Annotated in this window: 20 protein-coding genes and 1 pseudogene; 8 read left to right on the forward strand and 13 right to left on the reverse strand. The window is 72.4% G+C overall.

Translation table 11 applies throughout. The features are described 5' to 3' along the window. Positions 1 to 82: 82 nt before the first annotated feature. Positions 83 to 1,948 (reverse strand): APC family permease, encoded by a 1,866-nt coding sequence (locus tag IE206_RS37990; protein ID WP_189970587.1) that lies wholly within the window; start codon positions 1,946 to 1,948, stop codon positions 83 to 85. A 647-nt stretch (positions 1,949 to 2,595) separates the two neighbouring features. Between IE206_RS37990 and IE206_RS42920 the strand changes: the two are divergent. Continuing rightward, positions 2,596 to 2,969: pseudogene (locus tag IE206_RS42920) on the forward strand (VOC family protein). Positions 2,970 to 2,990: 21 nt separating this feature from the next. On the opposite strand, the gene IE206_RS38000 reads toward IE206_RS42920, so the two are convergent. From IE206_RS38000 to IE206_RS38025, 6 genes are all read right to left on the reverse strand, one after another. Continuing rightward, positions 2,991 to 3,914 carry an oxidoreductase gene (locus IE206_RS38000; protein WP_189970592.1) on the reverse strand — a complete coding sequence of 308 codons (924 nt, stop codon included), beginning with the start codon at positions 3,912 to 3,914 and terminating at the stop codon, positions 2,991 to 2,993. Between the two features lie 60 nt (positions 3,915 to 3,974). Beyond that, positions 3,975 to 4,739 carry an SDR family NAD(P)-dependent oxidoreductase gene (locus IE206_RS38005; RefSeq protein WP_189970594.1) on the reverse strand — a complete coding sequence of 255 codons (765 nt, stop codon included), beginning with the start codon at positions 4,737 to 4,739 and terminating at the stop codon, positions 3,975 to 3,977. Positions 4,740 to 4,861: 122 nt separating this feature from the next. Then, on the reverse strand, positions 4,862 to 5,446 hold the full coding sequence (locus IE206_RS38010) for a TetR/AcrR family transcriptional regulator (RefSeq protein WP_189970596.1): 585 nt from the start codon (positions 5,444 to 5,446) through the stop codon (positions 4,862 to 4,864). A gap of 15 nt (positions 5,447 to 5,461) precedes the next feature. Continuing rightward, a complete protein-coding gene (gene nirD, locus IE206_RS38015; RefSeq protein WP_189970598.1) occupies positions 5,462 to 5,794 on the reverse strand; it encodes a nitrite reductase small subunit NirD in 333 nt (110 codons plus the stop codon). Then, positions 5,791 to 8,259, reverse strand: coding sequence for a nitrite reductase large subunit NirB (nirB, locus tag IE206_RS38020; protein ID WP_229853348.1), 2,469 nt, complete (start codon positions 8,257 to 8,259; stop codon positions 5,791 to 5,793). Before nirB ends, nirD begins: the two co-directional genes overlap by 4 nt. 46 nt (positions 8,260 to 8,305) lie before the next feature. Further along, positions 8,306 to 9,478, reverse strand: coding sequence for an NAD(P)/FAD-dependent oxidoreductase (locus IE206_RS38025; RefSeq protein ID WP_189970602.1), 1,173 nt, complete (start codon positions 9,476 to 9,478; stop codon positions 8,306 to 8,308). Between the two features lie 256 nt (positions 9,479 to 9,734). Between IE206_RS38025 and IE206_RS38030 the strand changes: the two genes are divergently transcribed. The 4 genes from IE206_RS38030 to IE206_RS38045 all read left to right on the forward strand — a co-directional run bounded on the left by IE206_RS38030 (position 9,735) and on the right by IE206_RS38045 (position 13,317). Beyond that, positions 9,735 to 10,421, forward strand: coding sequence for a hypothetical protein (locus tag IE206_RS38030; protein ID WP_189970604.1), 687 nt, complete (start codon positions 9,735 to 9,737; stop codon positions 10,419 to 10,421). 24 nt (positions 10,422 to 10,445) lie between these two features. Continuing rightward, positions 10,446 to 11,744 (forward strand): sensor histidine kinase, encoded by a 1,299-nt coding sequence (locus IE206_RS38035; RefSeq protein WP_189970606.1) that lies wholly within the window; start codon positions 10,446 to 10,448, stop codon positions 11,742 to 11,744. A gap of 44 nt (positions 11,745 to 11,788) precedes the next feature. Continuing rightward, complete coding sequence (locus IE206_RS38040; RefSeq protein WP_189970650.1) at positions 11,789 to 12,442, forward strand: response regulator; 654 nt, start codon at positions 11,789 to 11,791, stop codon at positions 12,440 to 12,442. Positions 12,443 to 12,540: 98 nt separating this feature from the next. Continuing rightward, positions 12,541 to 13,317 (forward strand): sulfite exporter TauE/SafE family protein, encoded by a 777-nt coding sequence (locus IE206_RS38045; protein ID WP_189970608.1) that lies wholly within the window; start codon positions 12,541 to 12,543, stop codon positions 13,315 to 13,317. A gap of 122 nt (positions 13,318 to 13,439) precedes the next feature. Here IE206_RS38045 and IE206_RS38050 read toward each other — a convergent pair whose 3' ends face one another. The 3 genes from IE206_RS38050 to IE206_RS38060 all read right to left on the reverse strand — a co-directional run bounded on the left by IE206_RS38050 (position 13,440) and on the right by IE206_RS38060 (position 15,784). Next, the gene (locus tag IE206_RS38050; RefSeq protein WP_189970651.1) at positions 13,440 to 14,090 is read right to left on the reverse strand and encodes a class F sortase; all 651 of its coding nucleotides are present in this window, start codon (positions 14,088 to 14,090) and stop codon (positions 13,440 to 13,442) included. A 45-nt stretch (positions 14,091 to 14,135) separates the two neighbouring features. Continuing rightward, the gene (locus IE206_RS38055) at positions 14,136 to 14,849 is read right to left on the reverse strand and encodes a GVDTG sorting domain-containing protein (protein ID WP_189970610.1); all 714 of its coding nucleotides are present in this window, start codon (positions 14,847 to 14,849) and stop codon (positions 14,136 to 14,138) included. Positions 14,850 to 15,004: 155 nt separating this feature from the next. Next, on the reverse strand, positions 15,005 to 15,784 hold the full coding sequence (locus IE206_RS38060; protein WP_189970612.1) for an aminotransferase class IV: 780 nt from the start codon (positions 15,782 to 15,784) through the stop codon (positions 15,005 to 15,007). Positions 15,785 to 15,854: 70 nt separating this feature from the next. On the opposite strand from IE206_RS38060, the gene IE206_RS38065 reads away from it, so the two are divergent. Next, on the forward strand, positions 15,855 to 16,463 hold the full coding sequence (locus IE206_RS38065; RefSeq protein WP_189970615.1) for an NADPH-dependent FMN reductase: 609 nt from the start codon (positions 15,855 to 15,857) through the stop codon (positions 16,461 to 16,463). A 147-nt stretch (positions 16,464 to 16,610) separates the two neighbouring features. Here IE206_RS38065 and IE206_RS38070 read toward each other — a convergent pair whose 3' ends face one another. Next, the gene (locus IE206_RS38070; protein WP_189970617.1) at positions 16,611 to 17,921 is read right to left on the reverse strand and encodes a sensor histidine kinase; all 1,311 of its coding nucleotides are present in this window, start codon (positions 17,919 to 17,921) and stop codon (positions 16,611 to 16,613) included. Continuing rightward, a complete protein-coding gene (locus tag IE206_RS38075; protein WP_189970619.1) occupies positions 17,921 to 18,727 on the reverse strand; it encodes a hypothetical protein in 807 nt (268 codons plus the stop codon). The genes IE206_RS38070 and IE206_RS38075 overlap by 1 nt, the downstream gene beginning before the upstream one ends. A gap of 200 nt (positions 18,728 to 18,927) precedes the next feature. On the opposite strand from IE206_RS38075, the gene cutA reads away from it, so the two are divergent. Next, the gene (gene cutA / locus IE206_RS38080) at positions 18,928 to 19,287 is read left to right on the forward strand and encodes a divalent-cation tolerance protein CutA (RefSeq protein ID WP_226598807.1); all 360 of its coding nucleotides are present in this window, start codon (positions 18,928 to 18,930) and stop codon (positions 19,285 to 19,287) included. Then, positions 19,284 to 19,742, forward strand: a complete 459-nt coding sequence (locus IE206_RS38085) for a gamma-glutamylcyclotransferase family protein (protein WP_189970621.1) — start codon at positions 19,284 to 19,286, stop codon at positions 19,740 to 19,742. The genes cutA and IE206_RS38085 overlap by 4 nt, the downstream gene beginning before the upstream one ends. On the opposite strand, the gene IE206_RS38090 is transcribed toward IE206_RS38085, so the two are convergent. After that, the gene (locus tag IE206_RS38090; RefSeq protein ID WP_189970623.1) at positions 19,696 to 21,810 is read right to left on the reverse strand and encodes a molybdopterin oxidoreductase family protein; all 2,115 of its coding nucleotides are present in this window, start codon (positions 21,808 to 21,810) and stop codon (positions 19,696 to 19,698) included. The two genes, IE206_RS38085 and IE206_RS38090, sit on opposite strands and share 47 nt — an antisense overlap. Positions 21,811 to 21,826: the final 16 nt, after the last annotated feature.

Raw genomic sequence — 21,826 nt, forward strand, 5'->3', positions numbered from 1 at the left:
ACGACAGGGGTATTGCGGCGACGTGTCGGCCCGGCCGGATGCGGCCGGCCGGGCGCACTGGGGGCCTCGCCGCGGGCGGGCGTCAGGCCTCGACGCGGGCCGCGGACGAGCCGAGCCGGAAGCGCAGCCGGCAGATCACCGCGTCCGTGTCCTTGCGGACGGCGTGGGCGAGGACGGCGCCGCGCTGGTTCTGCAGCATCCGCTGCCAGATGTGCGCGGGCTCCACCTCCGGTATCAGCACGGTGACCCGGGTGTGCGGGTGGTAGGTGTGGACGCGGCTCACGTAGTCGGCGACGGGACGGCCCAGGCTGCGGTGCTGGGAGGTCAGCTCGACCAGTTCCACGCCCGGGTTCCACAGCTCCCAGTCGCGGCGCAGCGCCTCGGTGTCGCGCCGGTCCTCCTCGTCGGGGTGGCTGACGGTGACGGCCCGCACCTCGTCGCCCAGGGACACGGCGGCGTTCAGGGCCTCGCAGGTCAGCCGGGACAGGTGCGAGACCGGCACGATCACCAACGACCTGTCCCGGCGCGGCGGTTCGGGCACCCGGCCGAGGCCGAGACGGTCGGCGATCCGCCCGTACGCCCGGTGAACCGCCTCGAAGGCGAGCACCAGGAGCGGCAGCGCGATGACGATCAGCCAGGCGCCCTCGGTGAACTTGGTGGCGGTCACCACGACCGCCGAAACGCCGGTCAGGACCGCGCCGAACCCGTTGAGCAGGGCCTTCCACCGCCAGCCGGGGGAGCGCTCCTCGCGCCAGTGGATCACCATGCCGGTCTGGCAGATGGTGAAGCCGACGAACACCCCGATCGCGAAGAGCGGGACCAGCGTGTTGGTGTCGCCGCCCGAGAAGACCAGGAGAGCGGCGGACACGGCGGCAAGAGCGAGCACACCGTGCCGGTGGACCTGGCGGTCGGCCTTGAGGCCGAAGACGTGCGGCAGATAGTTGTCGCGGGCAAGGAGCGACATCAGGACGGGCAGCCCTCCGAAGGAGGTGTTCGCGGCGAGCGCCAGCAGGATGACGGTGGCGAACTGCACGACGTAGAAGGCCCAGTTGTGGCCGAGGGAGGCGTCCGCGAGCTGGGCGAGCACGGTGACGCCCTCGACCGGCTGGAGGTGGAAGCGGCCGATGAGCACCGACAGGCCGATCAGCATGACCCCGAGCAGCGCGCCGAGCGCCACCTCGGTGCGCTGGGCGCGCCTGGCGGCCGGGGCGCGGAAGGACGGCACGGCGTTCGCGACGGCCTCGACACCGGTCAGCGCGGAACACCCGGACGCGAAGGCCTTGAGCAGCAGCAACGCGCCGACACTGGTGGCGTTGCCCGCCAGGACCGAGGCGTGCCCGTCGGCGGTGTACGTCGACGCGGGCGACGAGCGGAAGAGCCCGGCGACGACGATCGCGAGGATCGAGGTGATGAACACCGCGGTCGGGACGATGAACGCCTTCGCCGAATCGACGATGCCGCGCAGGTTGATCGCGGTGACCAGGACGAGCACACCGAGGCAGATGACGAGCCGGTCACCGTAGAGACCGGGGAACGCCGAGGTCAGCGCGGCCACGCCGGCCGTGACGGACACGGCCACGTTCAGGACGTAGTCGAGGATCAGCGAGGCGGCGGCCACCAGGCCGGTGCGGGCGCCCAAGTGGCGGCGGGCCACCGCGTAGGAGCCGCCGCCGTTCGGGAAGGCCGCGATGACCTGCCGGTAGGAGGCGACCAGTACCGCGAGCAGCCCGGCGATGGCGAGCGTCACGGGAAGCGTGAAGCCGAGCCCGTACGCACCGGCCCCGGCCAGGACCAGGACGATCGCCTCCGGGCCGTACGCCACGGAGGCCATCGCGTCGAGGGAGAGTGCGGCGAGACCCTGCGTGGCGGTGAGCCGGTGCCGGTCGACCGCTCCAGGAGGTTCTTCGGGGGCCGCGTCGCTGACGACGGCCTTCGACGTGGTGAGCATGGGCCCCACACTGCGACCCGCGCGGCCGGACGCCGACCCACTTTGGCGCCCCCTTGTCGGAGCGGGCCCGCATCCATACGCCCTCTTGACGGGGGTGGCTTGATGCCGCCTTGTCGCCGCCCCGGCCCGGAAGAGGCAGCCGTGCCCGGCATCTGTCGTACGGCCCCTGCGGCCCGTACCCGAGCCCTCCTGAGGAGGCGGCGCCAAGGGGGGCGTCAAGGGGCGGGCAGGCGGCCCGGCCCCGGGACCTTCGGCTGTGGAGGCACGGCCGCCGCGGAAGCGCTCGGACGCCGGGTTCAGTTGTGGCACGCCACCGTGGACGGCCTGCACCAGGGCCCGAACGCCGAGCGAGCCAAGGCGCAGGGCGAGCGGATCGCCCTCGCGATGCCGCGCCGCCTGAACGGCCGCGACGCGGACACGACCGGTGAGACCCCGGCTTCGTCCCCCTCGCGGCCTCGACCTTGCGCGCAGCCGCGGCCTGGGGGGCTCGCCCCGGCGATGGCACTTCGGCCGACTCTGCGGACGCCCGAAAAACAAACGCGGAGCGGCGATGAGTTTTCGCGCGGGCCGCCGTCTACCCCTCGTAAGCAACGCCACCGCCCACGAGGGAGCCCGACATGCCCACCATGATCTTCGTCAACCTGCCGGTGAAGGACCTGGACCGCTCGAAGGACTTCTTCGGCAAGCTGGGCTACTCCTTCAACCCCCAGTTCACCGACGAGAACGCCGGCTGTCTGGTCATCAGCGACACGATCTACGCCATGCTGCTCACCGAGCCGTTCTTCAAGGGCTTCACCAAGCGGCAGATCGCCGACACCGCGACGACCGTCGAGTCGATCGTCTGCCTGAGCGCCGACAGCCGCGAGGAGGTCGACCGCCTCGTCGACACCGCACTCGCCTCCGGCGGCTCTCCCGCCCAGGAGACCATGGAGCAGGGACCCATGTACGGCCGCTCCTTCGGGACCCGGACGGGCACCACTGGGAGGTCATGTACATGGACCCGGCCGCGATCAACGCCTGAGGCGGGCGGCGCCGAAGGGCGTCACAACGCCTCGTACGTCACGCCGGTGAGTTGCTCCGAAGCCGCCCAGAGGCGCTCACCGGCGACGTCGTTCAGCGTCCACCTGGCCCGCCAGGACCTTGCGGGCGCGCCGCGCCACATCATCAGGGACGGGCCCGTGAACGAGTCGGGCCGCACCCCGGGCGCGGTCGCCGCGTACAGCGTGGGCAGCGCGCCGGCCTCGGCGGGCTGCGCCATGACGCGGTTGCCGAGCTCGACGATCCGCTCGGCGGCCCTGCGGCCCTCCATCCGTACGGCCTGCGTCTGGAGGTTGGTCGCGGCATAGCCGGGGTGGGCGGCCGCCGCGACGATGTCCGAGCCCGCCGCCCGCAGCCGTCGGGCCAGCTCGTGGATGAAGAGCAGGTTCGCCGACTTGGACCGCCCGTACACGATCCAGCGCCGGTAGCGGTGCTCGCTGTTGAGATCACCGATATCGATATTGGCCAGCGCGTGCATCCCGCTGGACACGCTCACCACCCGCGCCGCCCCGGCCGCCCGCAGCCGGGGCAGCAGCAGCCCGGTGAGCGCGAAGTGCCCGAGGTGGTTGACGCCGAACTGCGTCTCGAACCCGTCGGCGGTCTTCCCGTAGGGGAGCGCCATCACGCCCGCGTTGTTGATGAGCAGATCGAGCCGTTCGTACGGGAACTTCGCGGCGAACTCCCGCACCGAGGCGAGGTCGGCCAGATCGAGCGGCCTGAACTCGGCCTGCGCGCCCGGGACTTCCTTTCTGATCCGGTCCTCGGCCTCCTTGCCGCGTGCCTCGCTGCGGCAGGCGAGCACCACCCGTGCGCCACGGCGGGCCAGTTCCCGCGCCGTGACCAGACCGATGCCGCTGTTCGCCCCGGTGACGACGGCCGTACGGCCGCTCTGATCGGGGATGTCCTGAGCACTCCAGCCCTGAGTCATGCACCCACCGTACCGATGGGTATGCCTGGTGGGCAGGGTGGGGATGCCGTGGCGGACGGGTCAGGCGGAGGCGCCGCCGTCGATGACGAGGTCCGCGCCGACGACCGAGGCGGCGTCATCGGAGGCCAGGTACAGCACGGCCGCCGCGGCCTCGGCCGTAGTCGAGACCCGGCCGAGCGGCTGGACCTCCTTCATGCGCGTCGCCCGCTCGGCCTCGCTCTCGCCCGGCCGCAGCGACATGGTGGTGTCGAGCGGGCCCGGGCTCACCGCGTTGATCCGCACCCCGTCCTGGATGTGGTCGAGGGCGGCGCCCCTGGTCAGCGCGCTCACGGCGGCCTTGGAGGTGGCGTACGCGGCGAGGCCGGGGCGGCGGCTGTGGGCGCCCAGGTTGGAGGCGATGTTGACGATGGAGCCGCCCGACTCCTGGGTGCGCATGTGGGCGATCTCGGCCTGGAGCGCGTAGAGGACGCCGGTGACATTGACAGATATCAGCGTCTGCCAGTCACTCTCCGACAGTTCGGCTATGGGGGCGCCGCCGCGGAAGATCCCGGCGTTGTTGACCGCCACGTCGAGGGAGCCGAACCGCTCGACCACGCCGGTCACCAGGTCGCGCACGGCGGCGGACTCGGACACGTCGGCGGTGAATGCGGCCGCCGTGCCGCCCGCCTCCGTGATCAGGGCGACCGTCTCGTCGAGGGTCGCGGCCGTACGCCCGGCGACGGCGACCCGGGCCCCCTCGGCGGCGAAGGCGAGCGCGACGGCCCGGCCGAGCCCGGAGCCGGCGCCGGTGACGAGAACGGTCTTGTGCGCGAAACGAGCAGACATATTCTTGACCAATCGTTCTGTTATGAGGGTATGGCGACGTGGGGAATGAAGGCCGTGAGTGCGCCCGGGGGATGGGGAAAGGGGAAAGTGTCAGTGCGACAGCAGGCGTCGGCTGACAGATGTCAGTCGAGCACCGTCAGAATCTGTTCGGCCGCATCCCGCACCCGCCCCGGCTCGCCCGACGCCTTGCCGACGATCCGTACGCCCTGGAGGAAGACGAGCAGCATCCGGGCCAGCCCGCGCGGATCGCGGTCCGCCGCGAGTTCGCCCTGCGCCTGGGCCCGTACGAGCGCGGAGTGCAGCAGGGTTTCGATGTACTCCCAGCTGAGCTCGACGCGGCGGGCCGCGGCGCTGTCGTGCGGGCCCAGTTCGGCGGCGGTGTTGGTGACGAAACAGCCGCTCAGGCGCGACGGGCCGGACATCGACTCGGTGGCGAAGCGCCGCACCACCGCGCGTACGGCGGGCAGTGCGGGGCCCGGCATCGACAGCTCGGCGAGCAGCGCGGGGTCGCGGTGCTCCGCGTAGCGGTCCAGCGCCTTGAGGTACAGCTCGTGCTTGTTGCCGAACGTCGCGTAGATGCTGGCGCGGCCGATGCCGAGGTGCTCGACGAGGTCGGCCATCGACGTCGCCTCGTAGCCGCGCCGCCAGAACAGCTCAAGGGCTGACTGGAGCGCGGCGTCGGGGTCGAATTCCTTGGTCCTGGCCACACGGTGACAGTAGAACTAACTAGAACGATCGGTCAAGTAAGTCCGGACGGCCTGCGCCTCGTCGTCCAGGCAGGCCCCGGTCTCCAGGTCGAAGCGGTGTTTCAGGAGCGGGGACGCGACATAGAGGCGGCCCTCCGCGGTGGAGCCGAGCAGGCCGCGGGAGAGTACGTACGCGCCGGTGAACGGGTCGCGGTTGTCGATCGCGTAGGTGCGGCCGCGGCGGTCGGTGAAGACGGCGGCCTGGCGGCCGTCGGGGAGCAGGGCCGCCACCCCGCGCCCGGGGGTCAGGCGGGCGGCCTCGCAGACCTCGAACCAGCCTTCGTCCGTCTGGAGTTGGATCATCGTCATCGGGTGGCTCCCAGGGTGAGGAGGGGCAGCTCAGGCTTGATCTGGTCGCGTTCGGGGACGAACCGGACCGACGGGTCGGGCGCGCCGGGCGCGTTCACGAAGGACACGAAGCGGGCGAGCCGCTCGGGGTCGTCGAGGGTCTCGGCCCACTCGTCGCGGTAGCCCGCCACGTGCGCGGCCATCAGGGCCTCCAGCTCGGCGCAGATGCCGAGCGAGTCGTTCACCACCACGTCCTTGATGTGGTTCAGGCCGCCCTCGATCCGCTCCAGCCAGACCGAGGTGCGCTCCAGGCGGTCGGCGGTGCGGATGTAGAACATCAGGAATCTGTCGATCAGACGGACAAGTTCGTCATCCGTCAGGTCCTGCGCCAGCAGATCGGCGTGGCGGGGGCTGGCGCCGCCGTTGCCGCCGACGTACAGGTTCCAGCCGTTGGCCGTGGCGATCACGCCGAAGTCCTTCGACTGGGCCTCGGCGCACTCGCGGGCGCAGCCGGACACGGCCGACTTCAGCTTGTGCGGCGAGCGCAGGCCGCGGTAGCGCAGCTCCAGGTCGATCGCCATCCGCACCGAGTCCTGCACCCCGTATCGGCACCAGGTCTGCCCCACGCACGACTTGACCGTGCGCAACGACTTCCCGTACGCGTGCCCGGACTCGAAGCCCGCGTCCACCAGCCGGGTCCAGATGGACGGGAGCTGGTCGACGCGCGCCCCGAAGAGGTCGATGCGCTGACCGCCGGTGATCTTCGTGTAGAGGCCGAAGTCCCGCGCCACCTCGCCGATCACGATGAGCTTCTCCGGGGTGATCTCGCCGCCCGGGATGCGCGGAACGATCGAATACGAGCCGTTGCGCTGCAAGTTGGCCAGGAAATGATCGTTGGTGTCCTGAAGCGCGGCCTGTTCGCCGTCCAGGATGTGACCGTTTCCGAGACCGGCCAGGATCGAGGCGATCGCCGGCTTGCAGATCTCGCAGCCCTCGCCGCCCCGCGCCTCCGTGCGCCCGTGCCCGTCGAGGAGCTCGGTGAACGAGCCGATGCGCAGCGCGAGCACGATCTCGTACAGCTCCTGGCGGGTCTGCGCGAAGCAGCCGCACAGGCCGCCGTCGCCGGACGTCGGGAGCAGCATGCCGATGGTCTTGACGCAACTGCCGCAGCCCGTACCGGCCTTGGTGCACTTCTTGACCTCGGGCAGCGAGGAGCACGCGGCGATCGCGCCCTTGGTCACGTTGTGGCAGGAGCAGATGACCGCGTCGTCCGGCAGCGCCTCCGGACCGAGCGCCGCCGGCGCGCCGAGCCCGGCCGGCAGGACCAGCTGCTCGGGGGAGACCGGCGGAACGTGCCCGGTGAGCGGCCGCAGCATGCCGTACGCGTCGGCGTCGCCGACCAGGACGCCGCCGAGCAGCACGCCCTCGGACGACACGACCAGCTTCTTGTAGATCCCGGAACGCGAGTCCGAGTAGACGACGTCGAGGCAGTCGTCGGCCGTGCCGTGCGCGTCGCCGAACGATGCCACGTCCACGCCGAGCAGCTTCAGCTTCGTCGACAGGTCGGCACCGGTGAAGGCGCGTCCGGTGTCGGCGGCGATCGCGTCGGCCGCTGTCTGAGCCATCTCGTATCCGGGCGCGACCAGGCCGTACACCCGGCCGTCCGCGGCGAGCGCGCACTCGCCGATCGCGAACACCGCGGGGTCGCTGGTGCGGCACTGCTCGTCGACGACGATGCCGCCGCGCTCGCCCACCGCGAGGCCGCAGTCGCGGGCCAGCTGGTCGCGCGGGCGGACACCGGCGGAGAAGACCACCAGGTCGGTCGACAGATGTGAGCTGTCGGAAAGTGTCATTCCACTGACGCGGCCCTCGTCGCCGGCCGTGATCTCCTGCGTGCCGACACCCGTGTGCACCGTGAGGCCCATGTTCTCGATGATGCGCAGCAGCGCCGCGCCGCCGCCCTCGTCGACCTGCACCGGCATCAGCCGCGGCGCGAACTCCACGATGTGCGTGTCCAGGCCGAGCCCGCGCAGCGCACCGGCCGCCTCCAGGCCGAGCAGTCCGCCGCCCACCACCGCCCCGGTCGTCGCGGTCTTCGCGTACTCCTCGATGGCGAGCAGGTCCTCGATCGTCCGGTAGACGAAACAGCCGGGGATGTCCTTGCCGGGCACCGGCGGCACGAACGGGTACGAGCCGGTGGCCAGCACGAGCGTGTCGTACGCGAAGGTCCGCCCCGAGCGGGCGGTGACCGTGCGCGCGGCCCGGTCGACCGACTCGGCGGGATCGTCCACGTACAGCTCTATCTCGTGCTGCCCCATGAAGCCGTCCGGCACGAGGCTGAGTTCGTCGGGCGTCTTCCCCTCGAAGTACGAGGTGAGGTGGACGCGGTCGTAGGCGGGGCGGGGCTCCTCGCACAGCACGACCACCCGGGTCCGCCCGGTCGCGCCGCGCTCGGCGAGCGCCTCCAGGAAGCGCTGGCCGACCATGCCGTGGCCGACGACCACGATCGTGGAAAGGTGTTCGGTGGACACGTCAGGAACCTCCGTCGTGGGTGAGCAGGTGGAGCAGGGACGCGTCCGGTACGGGCTCGTCGCCCTCCCAGGTCCGGGCGAGCGCCCCGACCGCGCCGAGATCGCCGAGGAGCACGCCCCCGACCAGGCGGTCGCCGCGCACGACGACCTTGCGGTAGGCGCCCCGGGTCGCGTCCGCGAGCTGGGCCACGTCGTCGCCGGGGCGGGGCGTGGGCTCGCCGAACGCGGCGAGGTCCAGGGGGCGCGGGCCGCCGAGCGTGAGCCGGGTCAGACCGCGCGTCCCGGAGTAGGAACCGCGCCCGGTGGCCAGCAACGCGCCCAGCACGTCGGCCTGTTCGAGCGCCGGTCCCGCGAGCCCGTACACCGTGCCGCGATGCTCGGCACAGTCGCCGACGGCATGGATGTACGGGTCCGAGGTGCGCAGCTCGTCGTCGACGACCACGCCCTGGTGGACGTCGAGCCCGGCGGCCAGCGCGAGACCGGTGCGGGGGCGGACCCCGGTGGCGAGGACGACGAGTTCGGCGCCGAGCACGAATCCGTCGGCGAGCTCGACGTCGGTGCCGGCAGGGCCGGTGAGGCCGCGCACCCGGCACTCGGTGTGCACCTCCACGCCGAGGAGTTCGAGATGGGCACGCACCAATGCCGAAGCGGCGACGTCCAGTTGACGCTCCATCAGGTGTTCGCCCTGCTGGGCGAGGACGACCTGCGCACCGCACTCGGCGAGCGCCCGCGCGGCCGTCACGCCGAGCAGCCCGCCCCCGATGACCACCGCACGGGTCCCCTCGCGGGCCTTCTCGCGCAGCGCGAGCGCGTCGTCGAGGGTGCGGAAGGGGTGGACGCCGTCGGGGAGCCGGCCCTCACGCAGACCCCTGAGCGGCGGCAGCACCGGGTTCGACCCGGTCGCGAGCACGAGGCGGCCGTACGGGACGGCGCTGCCGTCGTCGCAGTGCACCACGCGGGCCGCGCGGTCGATCCGCACCGCCCGCACGCCGCGCCGCACCGGTATGGGGGGCAGCGAGATCACCTCGGGCCCGTACCGCCCGGCGAGCACCTCCGCGAGGAGCACCCGGTTGTACGGTGCGTGCGGTTCCTCGCCGATGACGGTCACCGGGACATGCCGGGCCAGGCGGGCACCCGCTGTGCCGCCGCCGATCACCACGATGTCCGTACTCATGTGCCCAGCGTGCGCGGCGGCTGTTACCCGTCCGCATCCCGCCGATTTCCACGGGGGAACCTTGAGCTCAGCGGGGCGGGGGGCGGGATGTGAGGGGAGCGGAGCGAGGGGAGCCGATGCTCCGGCCCCGCGGGCGCGGGCGCTGGCTCGGCAGGGGCAGGGGGGTGGGGGTGGGGGTGGGGGTGGGGTAGACCGAACCATGAAGTTCCGTGCTGGCACGATCGAACCGGGAGGCCGGGGGCGGGAGCCTTGACGCATGGACCTCGCGCAGCGGCATTCCGCACCCACACCTGTACGCACACCTGCACAGGCACCCGCACCGGCCCGCCCCGTCGTGGGCCCGGTCGGCAGCGACCAGCACGCCACACACCGCGGTGCGCCCCGCGTCGGATGGAGAGACATCCTCCGGGAGCCGTTCCGGGCCGGGACCTGGCTGCGGCTCGCCTATCTTCTGCTCGCCCTGCCCGTCGGCATCCTGTGCGTGCCGATAGCCCTGGTCGCAGGCCCGGCGGGCCGGATCCAGCGCGGGCTCGCCCGGAGGCTGCTCGGAGTGGAGGTGCCCGCCCCCGGGCGCACGGGGCCGCTCGCCCTGGCCCACGCCGTGATCAGCATGCCGCTCAACCTGATAGCGCTGACCGTGTCGGGCTACTTCTGGACGGTCGTCGTCATGAACGTGGCCTATCCGCTGCGGGGTGGTGACACGAGCCAGTCGTGGGGCGGCCCCACGATGGCCGGCGCGTGGGCGGTGCACGGCATAGGCGGCGGGCTGTCCTTCCTGCTCGTCACTCCCTGGGTGATGAAGGGCTTCACCGCGCTCCAGGCCCGCCTGGTCAAGGGCTTCCTCGGCGCCGACCGCACCGGGCTCCTCAAGACCACCGGAATCGCCCTCGCCGTCGCCGCGGTCTGCGCCCTCCTGTCCATACCGGTGATCCACCAGCTCTGACCAGCGCCTCTAGGGTTGTTCCCCATGCACCGCTTGCGCCTTCTGGGCTCCGTGGAGTTCCCCTACCGGCGAGACCGGCTCGGCACGATCGGCCGCGCCGCGCTCTACTCGCTCATCGCGCTGCCGCTCGCGCTGACCGGCCTGGCCCTGGTCGTCGCGGTGCTGCTGATCGGCGCGGTGCTGTCGTGGACGGCGCTGGGGCTCTGGCTCATCGCCGCGGCCGTCCGCCTGGCCCTCGCCCTCGGAGACCTCCAACGAGCCCTGGCCAAGAGCCTGTTGGGGCTTGAGATCGACCCGCCGGTGCGGGCGGAGACGAGCGGCGTCTTCGACTGGCGGCGCTCGGTGCTGGGCGGCCGGCCCGGATGGCGGGCGGTGGGCTGCGCCCTGGCGGCCCCGCTGACGGCCCTCCTGGCCCTGGGCTCCGTATACATCGGCTTTGTGCACGGAGTGCTTCTGACCCTGTATCCGGTGCTCAAGCGCTGGAACTACTTCACGATCCGGGAGCCCGACGGTTCCGTACGGCATGTGGGAATGGAGGTGGGCGGAGTGGAGCTCGACAGCTGGCCCCGCTGGCTGCTGCCCTTCGCCGTCGGGTTGCTCCTCCTGTACGCCGCACCGTGGCTGGTCCGCCATGCCCTCACCCCGCACCGGCTGCTGCTCACCGCGCTGCTCGGGCCGGACCGGGCGGACCAGCGCATCCGCACCCTGGAGGAGACCCGCGCCCAGGCAGTCGACGACGCGGCCGCCACCCTGCGCCGGATCGAGCGCGACCTGCACGACGGGACGCAGGCCCGCCTAGTGGGGCTGGGCATGCACCTCACGATGATCCGCGAACTGGTGGCGGGCGGCGCCGGACAGGACCGGATCCTCAAGGTCGTCGAGACCGCGCAGGGCAATGCCAAGCAGGCCGTCGCCGACCTGCGCCATCTGGTCAAGGGCATCCACCCGCCCGTGCTCGACCAGGGGCTCGACACCGCGCTTGCCACCCTCGCGGCGGACAGCGCCCTGCCCGTCCGGGTGAGCTGCGGAATCGAGGGCAGACCGAGCCCGGCCGTCGAGTCCATCGCCTACTTCTGCACGGCGGAACTCCTGGCCAACGCGGCCAAGCACAGCGGAGCTTCGGAGGTGACGGTCACGGTGCACGGCGCGGCGAAGATCCTGCTGCTCACCGTCCAGGACAACGGGCGCGGGGGAGCGGTGGTCGGCGCGGGCAGCGGACTGGCCGGCCTGCGGGCCCGGGTCCGCACCGTCGACGGCTCCCTGACCTGCGACAGCCCACCCGGAGGGCCTACGGTGGTGAGCGTGTTGCTGCCCTTCGGATGAGCAGCCACCTTGATGCCGAACACCGAGAACAGGGCAGGTCATTCATGCGGGTCGTCATCGCCGAGGATTCCGCGATTCTGCGCGACGGGCTCGTCCAGCTCCTGGAGTTGCGCGGGGTGGAGGTGGCGGCGGCCGTGGGGGACGCGCAGGCGCTGCTTGCCGCGGTCGCCGAACACCGGCCGGACGCGGCGGTGGTGGACATCCGGCTGCCGCCGACACAGACCGACGAAGGGCTGCGGGCGGCCGTGCAGATCCGCCGTACGGCGCCGGATACCGGGGTGCTGATCTTCTCGCAGTACGTGGAGACCAAGTACGCGGCGCAGCTCGTCGGGGACGGCGGGGCGGGGGTGGGCTATCTGCTCAAGGAACGAGTGGTGGACATCGGGGAGTTCGTGAACGCCCTGGAGCGGGTGGCGGCGGGCGGCACCGCGCTCGACCCGGAGGTGGTGGCCCAGCTGTTCGGGGCGAGCCGGCGGGCCGCCGCGCTCGACGCGCTCACCCCGCGCGAGCGGGAAGTGCTCGGGCTGATGGCGGAGGGCCGCACCAACCATGCCATTGCCCAGTCGTTCGGGGTGTCGGAGCGGGCGGTGGAGAAACACATCGCGAACATCTTCGCCAAGCTGGACCTGCCGCCCTCCGAATCGGGCCACCGCCGGGTGCTCGCCGTACTGCGTTACCTGGACCGGCAAGGTGGCTGAGGGCGGGTCGCAGCGCCCGTGGCCGTCGAGCTCAGATCTGGCTCAGGCATCCGGAAAGTAATAGACGAACATGCCGAACGCTCCTTAAGGTCGCCAGCATGCCCGACATATCGCTGACCATGCTCATTGTGCTGTGCCTCGCCGCGGGCGCGGCCGGGTGGATCGACGCGGTGGTCGGCGGCGGCGGACTGCTCCTGCTGCCCGCGCTGCTCCTCGGGCTGCCGCACGTCCCCGCCGCGCACATCCTCGGCACCAACAAGGCCGTCGCCATCGTCGGCACCTCGGGCGCCGCCGTGACGTATGTGCGCAAGGCACCGGTGAAGGTGAAAACGGCGCTACGGATCGGGCTAGCGGCGCTCGCCGGCTCCATGACCGGCGCGTTCTTCGCGGCCGGAATCAGCAGCGCCGTGCTGCGTCCGGTCATCCTGGTCGTGCTGCTCGGCGTCGCCGGGTTCGTCATGTTCAAGCCCGCGTTCGGCACCGGGGCCAGCGGGCAGGCGGTCACCCGGGCCCGTACCGTCACCGCGATCGTGCTCGTCGGTGGCGGCATCGGGCTCTACGACGGCCTCTTCGGGCCCGGCACCGGGACGTTTCTCGTCCTGGCCCTCACCGCCGTGCTCCATCTCGATCTGGTGACCGCGAGTGCCACCGCCAAGATCGTGAACGTCTGCACGAATGTTGGCGCGCTCGCCATGTTCGCCTGTCAGGGCAGCGTCATGTGGCAGCTGGCCGCGATCATGGCGGTGTTCAACCTCGCGGGGGGTCTGATCGGCGCGCGCATGGCTCTGCGCAAGGGGAGCGAGTTCGTGCGCGGGGTGCTGCTTGTGGTTGTTTTCTCGCTGGTCGCGAAGCTGGCGTTCGATCAGTGGGGGTAGTTGCTCCGCTTGGGGTGGGTGCGGTTGTCGTTCTGCCGCGGGTGTGCGTGGCTGGTCGCTCCCCCAAGTTCTCGGCTTCGCTCGAACAGGGGGGACCCCCATCGCGGCGCAGCCGCACCACGTCACAGGCCCGCCACTCCCACCAAGTGGGCGAAAGCCACTACGTTGCCTCGGTAGCCCGTTTGTTGGGAGAAGCCTCCGCCGCAGGTGATCAGGCGTAGTTCCGGGCGGGCGGCGGGGCCGTACACCTTTGTGTCCGGGAACGCTTCGTTCTCGTAGACCTCGACCGCGTCGACGGCGAACACCGCGGTCCGCCCGTCCTCGCGGGTCACCTCGACCCGGCTGCCCTTCTTCAGCGCGCCCAGCGCGTAGAAGACGGCAGGGCCGCGGGAGTCGTCGACGTGGCCCGCCATCACGGCCGTGCCCCGGGCGCCCGGCGCGGTGCCGTCCTTGTACCAGCCGGCCATGTTCGTGTTCCCCGGCGGCGGCACGTCCAGGCTGTGGTCGGGGCCGAGCCCGAGCCGCATCACGGGGGCGTCGACCTGAATCGACGGGATCTTGATCCGTACGGGTTCGGAGGGCGGCAGGTCCTCGGCGGGCGGGGTTTCGGTCACGGGCCGCCCGGCGGACCCGGAGCGGGAGTCGGCCGTGATTCCGCCCCGCCGTGCCGCCGGCCCCGCCGTGAACCGCTCGGCCGCCGACGGCTGCGGAGGCTCCACGGTCTCCAGGCCCCGCTCGATCAGCCACAGGCCGACGAACGCGGCGACCACCATCAGCCAGCCCGCGTTGCGCCGGGCGATCCGGTCCGACAAGGGCGGTCAGCCCCGGCCCTGCGCGCCGCTCGCCCGGCGACGCAGTAGCCAGGTGCTGCCCACGGCGGCCGCGGCCAGTACCGCCGCGCCCGCCGCGATCTCGGTGGTGTCGGGGCCGATGCTGCCGCCGACCCCGGTTTTCACATGCCCCCGCGGGTCGTGGCTGTCCGCGGTGTTCCCGGTCTTGTCACGCCCGCTCTGGTCATTGCCGCGCGGGTCGTTGCCGCGCGGGTCGTTCGAGTCCCAGGATTTGTCCTGGCCCCGCCGGTCGCCCCCGTCCGACGCCTTGTCCCTGCCGCCCTGCGGGTCGCCCGCGCCCCAGGACTTGTCCCTGCCCTTCTGGTCGCGGTCACGGTCGCCGGCTGCGGTGACGGTGAGCAGGCCGTCGACGACCTTGCCGTTCTCGCAGCTCACCCTGATGCGGAAGGAGCCGGGCTTGGCGTGGGAGGCCACCTGGAACTGCCCGGCGAGCACCTCCTTGTGGGGGGAGCCCGACATCTGGAAGTCGCCCGCACCCACCGTGTTCGCATCGCCCGTGGCCCGCCCCGCCGGGCCGCAGGCCGTGGTGTTCGCGGTCACCGTGGTGCCGGGCGAGGCGCTCGTCGGCCACAGCTCCAGCGAGGCGGCCGGCTCGTAGTCGGCGTACGCGAGCGAACCCGCCGGACCCAGCACGACGGCGGACGCCAGCACGGCACTGGTCAGGAGTCGGGCAGTACGCATGGATCCTCCGGGGACGCGGCAGAGCTTCTGCCTACGACCTAAGAGGCGTACGGGCCGCTCCGCCCGTCGGCGGGGGGCGAACGAGTGACGCGGTGTGGGCCGTACAGGTGACGGTCATCCGACCCGGATCCGTCTCCGCCCGCCCAGGATCCGGCTCAGATCACATCCCAGGGCGCCTCCTCGTACGCCCGCCACACCACCTTCATCAGCTCCGCGTCGACCGCGAACTCGCGCTCGTCGATCCGGCCCACCGGGGCGATGCCGCGCGAGTTCATGATGAAGGCCGCGCTGTACGCGTCGAGCCCGGCCAGGTTCACCTCACGGTGCGTCGACTTCAGGCCGTACGCCGCGAGCCGGGGTTCGAGCACCGCCATCGTGATGCCGAGCAGCGCGGGACGGTTCGGCCAGACCACCGAGCTGCCGTCCCAGAACGCGATGTTGGTGATCGCGCCCTCCGCGACGACACCGCCGGGGCCGGTCAGCAGGGCCTCGGTGAAGCCCTGGCGCTCCGCGAGGCGGACGTAGTAGCCCTGGGCGAAGCCGCCGAGGTGCTTGAGGTGGGCGACCGGGCGCTCGTACGGCACGGAGAGCAGCGACTGCGCGGTGGACGGCATGTCGATCGGCTCGTTCACGACGACCATCGGGGTGGGCGCGTCGGCCGGCCCGTACACATAGACCCGCACCGCCGCGTCGGACCGGCCGCAGGCGTCGAGTGCCTGCCTGGTCAGGGAGCGGATCCGTTCGCCGTCGAGGCCGGGGCCGAACAGCTCGCGGGTGGCCCGGTCCAGGCGGGTCAGGTGGTGGTCGAGGCCGCGGACCCGTCCGTCGCGCACCTGCATGGCCGTGAAGTGGCCGTAGCCTCCGGTCAGTGCGGGCACGAGCAGGTTCTCGGCATCGGCGGGGCGGCCGTCGATCTCGACGTACGGAAGTGTCATGGCCCTCAAGATAGTTCGCCGTCGGACCACGCTTGACCTCAAGCGGGCTTGAGGTTGAACTCTTCTCGGCATGGACATCGCCACAGCCGAGCAGGCTGCTTCTTCCGCTCTGAAGGTCACCGTCGTCGTCGCCTCCAACCGTGAGGGCCGGTTCGCGCCGGTCGTCGCCGACTGGTTCCTCGCCCGGGCCCGCGAGCACCAGGGCCTCGACATCGAGGTGCTCGACCTCGCCGAGGCCGAGCTGCCGACCACCATTTCCCGCAACCCGTCGCCCGCTGTGGCGGCCCAACTCGACGTCATTTCACCGAAGTTGGCGGACGCCGACGCCTTTGTCGTGATCACCCCCGAGTACAACCACTCCTTCCCCGCCTCGCTGAAGAACCTGATCGACTGGCACTACGTCCAGTGGCAGGCCAAGCCCGTCGGCTTCGTCTCGTACGGCGGGATCTCCGGCGGCCTGCGGGCGGTCGAGCAACTGCGGCAGGTCTTCGCCGAGATGCACGCCGTCACCGTGCGGGACACGGTCAGCTTCCATCAGGCGCACGGCCTCTTCGACGAGGACGGCGAGCACCGCGAGCCCTCGCAGGCCGACGCGGCCGTGAAGAAGATGCTCGACCAGGTCGCGTGGTGGGCACACGCGCTGCGCGACGCGAAGGGGGTACGTCTGTACGCGGGCTGAGGGGGGGAGGGCAGTAATGGGTGGTCAGAATCTGTCAGTTGACCATTGCCGGCTGATAGCTGCCAGCCGACCGCCCCCGGCTCCGCCCCGGCCCCAGCCTCCAGCTCCAGCCTCCGGCCCCACCCCTCCCAGCCCCCGACCCCGGCCTCACCCTCCCGGCAGCGTAACCACCGCCACCGCGCCCCCGTCCTCCGCGTTCCGCAGGGCCACCTGTGCGCCGATGACCTGGGCCTGGCCCAGGGCGATGGTGAGGCCGAGGCCTGTGCCCTGGCCGCGTTCCTCGGCGCCGGTCACGAAGCGCTGGGGGCCGTCCTTCAGGAGGCGTTCGGGGAAGCCGGGCCCGTGGTCGCGCACGCTGACCGAGGTGCCGTCCACCGTCACCTCGACCGGCTCGGCGCCGTGCCGCCGGGCATTGGCGATCAGGTTCGCGACGATCCGCTCCAGGCGGCGCGCATCGGTGCGTACGAGCGTGTCCGCGCGGCCGGGGCCGGTCGCGAGAGCGCGCTCCGGCTGCGCCAACTCCACGGCCAGGCCGCACCGTTGGAGGATGCCCTCCACGGTGCGGTCGAGCGGGAGCACCTCCAGGTGGGGTTTCTCCGCGTTCGCGTCGAGCCGGGCGACCTCCAGGAGGTCCTCGGTCAGCGTGCGCAGGGCCGAGACCCGGTCGCGTACCAGCTCGGTCGGGCGGCTCGGGGGCAGCAGTTCGGCAGCCGTGTGCAGCCCGGTCAGCGGGGTGCGCAGCTCGTGCGCCACGTCCGCGGTGAAGCGCTGCTCGGCCTCCAGGCGGCGCTGCAGCGACGCGGCCATCGTGTCGACGGCGCAGGCCAGTTCGGCCACCTCGTCCTGGCGGCCGACCGGCGCCGACTGGCCGATCCGGGCGTCGAGTTCGCCCCGGCTGATCCGGCGCGCGGTCGCCGCGGCCGTACGCAGCTCACGGCTCAGCCTGCTGGCGAGCCCGGCGCCGCCGAGTGCCGCGAGCCCGACCACGACCGCACCCCAGGCCACCAACTGGCCGTCCAGTTCCTGGAGTTCGTCCACCCTGGTATCCAGGGGCAGCCGCACCGAGAGCACCCGGTCGCCCACCGGCCGGGCGGCCCACACCGCCGGGTGCGGCCCGTCCAGGTCCAGGAAGGTGCTCCGCTTTCCGTCGTGGGCGGACTTCCGCAGCGGTTCGGGCAGGTCCGGGTGGTCGAGCGCGGCCTCGGTGTCGCCTTGGTCGACCCGGCCGGTCAGCTCGTACAGCTGCCGTACGCGGATGAGCTGCGCGGTCGCCGACTCGCGGGCCGTCGAGGCGATCTGCGCGGCGCGCGACTGGTGGATGAGCAGACCGATGGTGACGGCCACCAGGGCGCAGCCCGCCGCGAGGAGTGCGGCGATCTTCCAGCGCAGGCTCAGGCCCTGGGGCAGGCGGCGGGTGCGGGCGAGCAGGGCGCGGCACCGGCGCCGCACGGCGCGCATCACGAGACGCCCTGCCCGGTGAGCGAGCCGCTCGTCCACGTCTTCGCCGCCCCGCCCGTCTTCGCGGGTCCCGGGGTCTCGCGCGGCCCGGGAGTCTCCGGGGTCTCCGGGTCGTCCGTGGCGTTCTTCGTGTCCCGGCCCTTCGGGGCGATGTCCCTGTACGTCTTGACGTCGCTCACGGGGGAGAGACGGGCCCCGTCCCAGCGGTAGCGGACCGCCTGCTCGGCGCCGTCGTCCGCGGCGCCCCGCGTCACCAGATCGGTGCCGACGGCCTCCACCGCGAGGCGGGTGCCGACGGTGTAGAGGACGGGGACGACCCGGCCGTCGCGGACCGAGTAGACGATGACGACCGTGCGCCGGGTCTCCAGATCCGCCGCGATGATCAGTTCGGGCGAGTCGTCCTGGCCGGTCAGGTCGTGGAGGACCGGCGGGCGGATGCCCGCCTGTCCCGGGCGGTCGATCATGGGCAGCCGGACGAGGGGCTTGGCGCGCGGGTCGGCCTTCAGGATCGCCATCGGGTCCATGCCGCGCAGCCCCTCCTTCGGCACCTTCAGCGACGCGGGAAGCGGAACGGGCGGTTCCCCCGGGCCGGACGCCGTCGCGCCGTCGCGCCGCGTCTCGCTCTCGTACCAGGCGGGCCACAGCTCCTGGGGACTCGGCTGGAGGGCGACCGCGGAGGCCTGCGCGCCCTCCGTCAGACCGGAGCGCGAACCGCAGCCGGAAATGGCCAGCACCACCGCGGCGACGCCGAAGGCGGCGATGCCCGCGATGGCGGCGGCGCGGAGAATCCGGAAGGTCTGGATCATGGTGGGGTGGCGGGGTAGGGAAGACGGCCGGGACTCCGGCCCGCCCATCGACACTAGGAGCGGATCATCACGGAAACCGGGACAACACGTAACAGCCGTGCGTACGCTCCGCACCGGCCGGCGGGTTCGGGACGTAGGACCCTGCCGGACGACTCTTGCCATCCCGGCCGGACCCGGCCGCACCACCGAGGGAGGACGCCGTGACATCGGCCGATCGGCTGACCGTACAGAGCACGACCGTGCAGGCCGTGATCGCGCAGACCACGACCGACAGCGCCGACAAGGCGGCGGCGCTCGCCCGCGGCGCGGTGGAGGCCCGCCTCGCCGCCTGCGCGCAGATCGTGGGCCCCCTGACCTCCGTCTACCACTGGGCGGGCGGCATCGAGACGACGCAGGAATGGCAGGTCCTCTTCAAGGCCACGGCCGCCCGCTACCCCGAGCTCGAACGCCACCTCCTGGCCGCCCACGACTACGAGACCCCGGAGATCATCGCGACCCCGGTGGTGGCCGGCAGTCCGGCGTACCTGTCCTGGATCACGGCCGAGGCGGCCGCCCGGTGACCCCCGCCGCCGAGCCGCCGCTCCCCTTCTTCGTGTACGGCACGCTCCGCCCCGGCGAGCGCTACTACCGGCGCTTCCTGCAGGGCCGTACGGTCTCCGAGCGCCCGGCGCTGCTCAGCGGCGCCGTCCTGTACGACGGCCCCGGCTACCCGTACGCCATAGCCGGGGACGGCACCATCACCGGCACCCTCATCGAGGTCGCGCCCGCCGACCACCCCGAACTCCTCGCCGCGCTCGACGAGTTGGAGGAGTACGTCGGCCCCGGCCACCCCCGCAACCTCTACGACCGCCTGGTGCGCGAGGCGCTGGTGAGCGGGCGGCCCGTACGGGCGTGGACCTACCTCGCCGCGCCCCGCCTGGCCCGCGAGCTGATCGCGGGCGGCACCCCGATCCCCGGCGGCGACTGGCTCACACGGCCGGCCCGGCCCGTTCCACCCGTACCGCGCACGCCTTGAACTCGGGCATCTTCGAGACCGGGTCGAGCGCCGGGTTCGTCAGGTTGTTGGCCCGGCCCTCGCCCGCCCAGTGGAACGGCATGAACACGGTGTCCGAACGGATCGCGCCGGTCACCCGGGCCGGGGCGGTGGCCCGGCCGCGCCGCGAGGTCACCGTCACCGCGTCGCCGTCGCCCACCCCGATCCGGCCGGCGAGCAGCGGATGCATCTCGACGTACGCGCCGGGCGCGGCCGCGTTGAGCTCCGCCACCCGCCGGGTCTGCGCGCCCGACTGGTACTGGGCGAGCACCCGGCCCGTCGTGAGCACCACCGGGTAGTCCGCGTCGGTCTCCTCGTCCGGCTCGCGGTGGGCGACCTCCACGAAACGCGCCCGCCCGTCCTCGGTCGCGAACCGGTCGAGGAACAGCCTGGGCGTCCCCGGATGTCCCTCCTCTGGGCACGGCCAGAACACCCCGTCCTCGGCCTCGATCCGGGCATAGCTGATGCCCGAATAGTCCGCGGCGCCGCCCGCCGAGGCGAGCCGCAGCTCCTCGAACACCTCCTCGGGGTCGACCGGAAACCCCTTGGCCGCCGACTCCGAACCGAGCAGCTCGGCAAGGGAGTTGAGGACTTCCAGATCGCTGCGTACGTGCTCCGGAGGGGGGAGCGCGGCCCGCCGCAGCAGCACCCGGCCCTCCAGATTGGTCATGGTGCCGGTCTCCTCCGCCCACTGCGTCACCGGAAGCACCACGTCCGCGAGCTCGGCGGTCTCGGAAAGGACCACGTCCGCGACCGCGAGGAAGTCCAGCGCCCGCAGCCTGCCCTCGATGTGCGCCGCGCGCGGCGCCGAGACCACCGGGTTCGACCCCATCACGAGCAGCGCCTTCACGTCGCCGCCCAACGCGTCGAGCAGCTCGTACGCGCTGCGCCCCGGCCCCGGCAGTGAGTCCGGCTCGACGCCCCACACCCCGGCGACATGGGCGCGCGCCGCGGGGTCGGCGAGCTTGCGGTAGCCGGGCAACTGGTCGGCCTTCTGGCCGTGTTCGCGGCCGCCCTGGCCGTTGCCCTGGCCGGTGAGGCAGCCGTATCCGGACAGCGGGCGGCCCGCCCGGCCCGTCGCGAGACAGAAGTTGATCCACGCGCCGACCGTGTCGGTGCCCTTGGCGTGCTGCTCGGCGCCGCGCGCGGTCAGCACCATCGCCTCCTGCGCGTCGCAGAACAGGGCGACGGCGTCGCGGAGTTGGGGTACGGGAACGCCGGTTGTCCTCTCCACGAGCTCGGGCCAGTGCGCCATCACGGCGGCCCGCGCCGCCTCCCACCCCGATGTGCGCTCCCGTATGAACTCCTCGTCGGCGCGCCCCTGGGCCACCACCAGGTGGAGCAGGCCGAGGGCGAGGGCGAGGTCGGTGCCGGGACGGGGCGCGAGGTGCAGATCGGCCTGCTCGGCGGTCTTCGTGCGGCGCGGGTCGATGACAATCAACGTGCCGCCGTTCTCCCGCAGTTCGCGCAGATAGCGCACCGCGGGAGGCATCGTTTCGGCCAGGTTCGACCCCGCCAGGATCACGCATCCGGTCCGCGCCACGTCCTCCAGCGGGAACGGCAGCCCCCGGTCGACGCCGAACGCCCGCTGGTGCGCGGCCGCCGCCGACGACATGCAGAACCGCCCGTTGTAGTCGATCTGCGACGTGCCGAGCACGACCCGCGCGAACTTCCCCAGCGCGTACGCCTTCTCGTTCGTCAGCCCGCCGCCGCCGAACACCCCGACCGCGTCGGCCCCGTACCCCTGGCGGACGGAGCCGAGCCGCTCGGCCACGAGCTCCAGGGCCTCCTCCCAGGTGGCCGGTTCGAGCAGGCCGGTCCCCGGGCGCCGGACGAGCGGCTCGGTCAGCCTCAGGCCCCGGGAGAGCAGCGCGGGCGCGGAACTCCCCTTGCCGCACAGCGCGCCCCGGTTCACGGGAAAGTCCCGCGCGACGACATCGAGCCCGCCGTCCGCCCCGGCCGCGGCCCGCAGCCCCATGCCGCACTGGAGCGAGCAGTACGGGCAGTGCGTGGGGGTGACGGCGGCGGGCACGGGCGCATTTGTGAGCATGCCCTCCAGGCTGCGA

Origin of the sequence: Streptomyces violascens (assembly GCF_014649955.1) — a bacterium.
Taxonomy (GTDB): Bacteria; Actinomycetota; Actinomycetes; order Streptomycetales; family Streptomycetaceae; genus Streptomyces; species Streptomyces violascens.

What these genes read in the sequence shown, in the direction of transcription:
- IE206_RS37990 (WP_189970587.1), bottom strand. Translation starts at nt 1,948, where the DNA reads ATGCTCACCACGTCGAAGGCCGTCGTCAGCGACGCGGCCCCCGAAGAA.
- IE206_RS38075 (WP_189970619.1), bottom strand. Translation starts at nt 18,727, where the DNA reads ATGATCCAGACCTTCCGGATTCTCCGCGCCGCCGCCATCGCGGGCATC.
- IE206_RS38060 (WP_189970612.1), bottom strand. Translation starts at nt 15,784, where the DNA reads ATGACACTTCCGTACGTCGAGATCGACGGCCGCCCCGCCGATGCCGAG.
- IE206_RS38065 (WP_189970615.1), top strand. Translation starts at nt 15,855, where the DNA reads ATGGACATCGCCACAGCCGAGCAGGCTGCTTCTTCCGCTCTGAAGGTC.
- nirB (WP_229853348.1), bottom strand. Translation starts at nt 8,259, where the DNA reads ATGGTCGGCCAGCGCTTCCTGGAGGCGCTCGCCGAGCGCGGCGCGACC.
- IE206_RS38045 (WP_189970608.1), top strand. Translation starts at nt 12,541, where the DNA reads ATGCCCGACATATCGCTGACCATGCTCATTGTGCTGTGCCTCGCCGCG.
- IE206_RS38050 (WP_189970651.1), bottom strand. Translation starts at nt 14,090, where the DNA reads ATGGTGGTCGCCGCGTTCGTCGGCCTGTGGCTGATCGAGCGGGGCCTG.
- IE206_RS38035 (WP_189970606.1), top strand. Translation starts at nt 10,446, where the DNA reads ATGCACCGCTTGCGCCTTCTGGGCTCCGTGGAGTTCCCCTACCGGCGA.
- IE206_RS38030 (WP_189970604.1), top strand. Translation starts at nt 9,735, where the DNA reads ATGGACCTCGCGCAGCGGCATTCCGCACCCACACCTGTACGCACACCT.
- IE206_RS38040 (WP_189970650.1), top strand. Translation starts at nt 11,789, where the DNA reads ATGCGGGTCGTCATCGCCGAGGATTCCGCGATTCTGCGCGACGGGCTC.
- IE206_RS38070 (WP_189970617.1), bottom strand. Translation starts at nt 17,921, where the DNA reads ATGCGCGCCGTGCGGCGCCGGTGCCGCGCCCTGCTCGCCCGCACCCGC.
- IE206_RS38000 (WP_189970592.1), bottom strand. Translation starts at nt 3,914, where the DNA reads ATGACTCAGGGCTGGAGTGCTCAGGACATCCCCGATCAGAGCGGCCGT.
- IE206_RS38055 (WP_189970610.1), bottom strand. Translation starts at nt 14,849, where the DNA reads ATGCGTACTGCCCGACTCCTGACCAGTGCCGTGCTGGCGTCCGCCGTC.
- IE206_RS38025 (WP_189970602.1), bottom strand. Translation starts at nt 9,478, where the DNA reads ATGAGTACGGACATCGTGGTGATCGGCGGCGGCACAGCGGGTGCCCGC.
- nirD (WP_189970598.1), bottom strand. Translation starts at nt 5,794, where the DNA reads ATGACGATGATCCAACTCCAGACGGACGAAGGCTGGTTCGAGGTCTGC.
- IE206_RS38090 (WP_189970623.1), bottom strand. Translation starts at nt 21,810, where the DNA reads ATGCTCACAAATGCGCCCGTGCCCGCCGCCGTCACCCCCACGCACTGC.
- IE206_RS38005 (WP_189970594.1), bottom strand. Translation starts at nt 4,739, where the DNA reads ATGTCTGCTCGTTTCGCGCACAAGACCGTTCTCGTCACCGGCGCCGGC.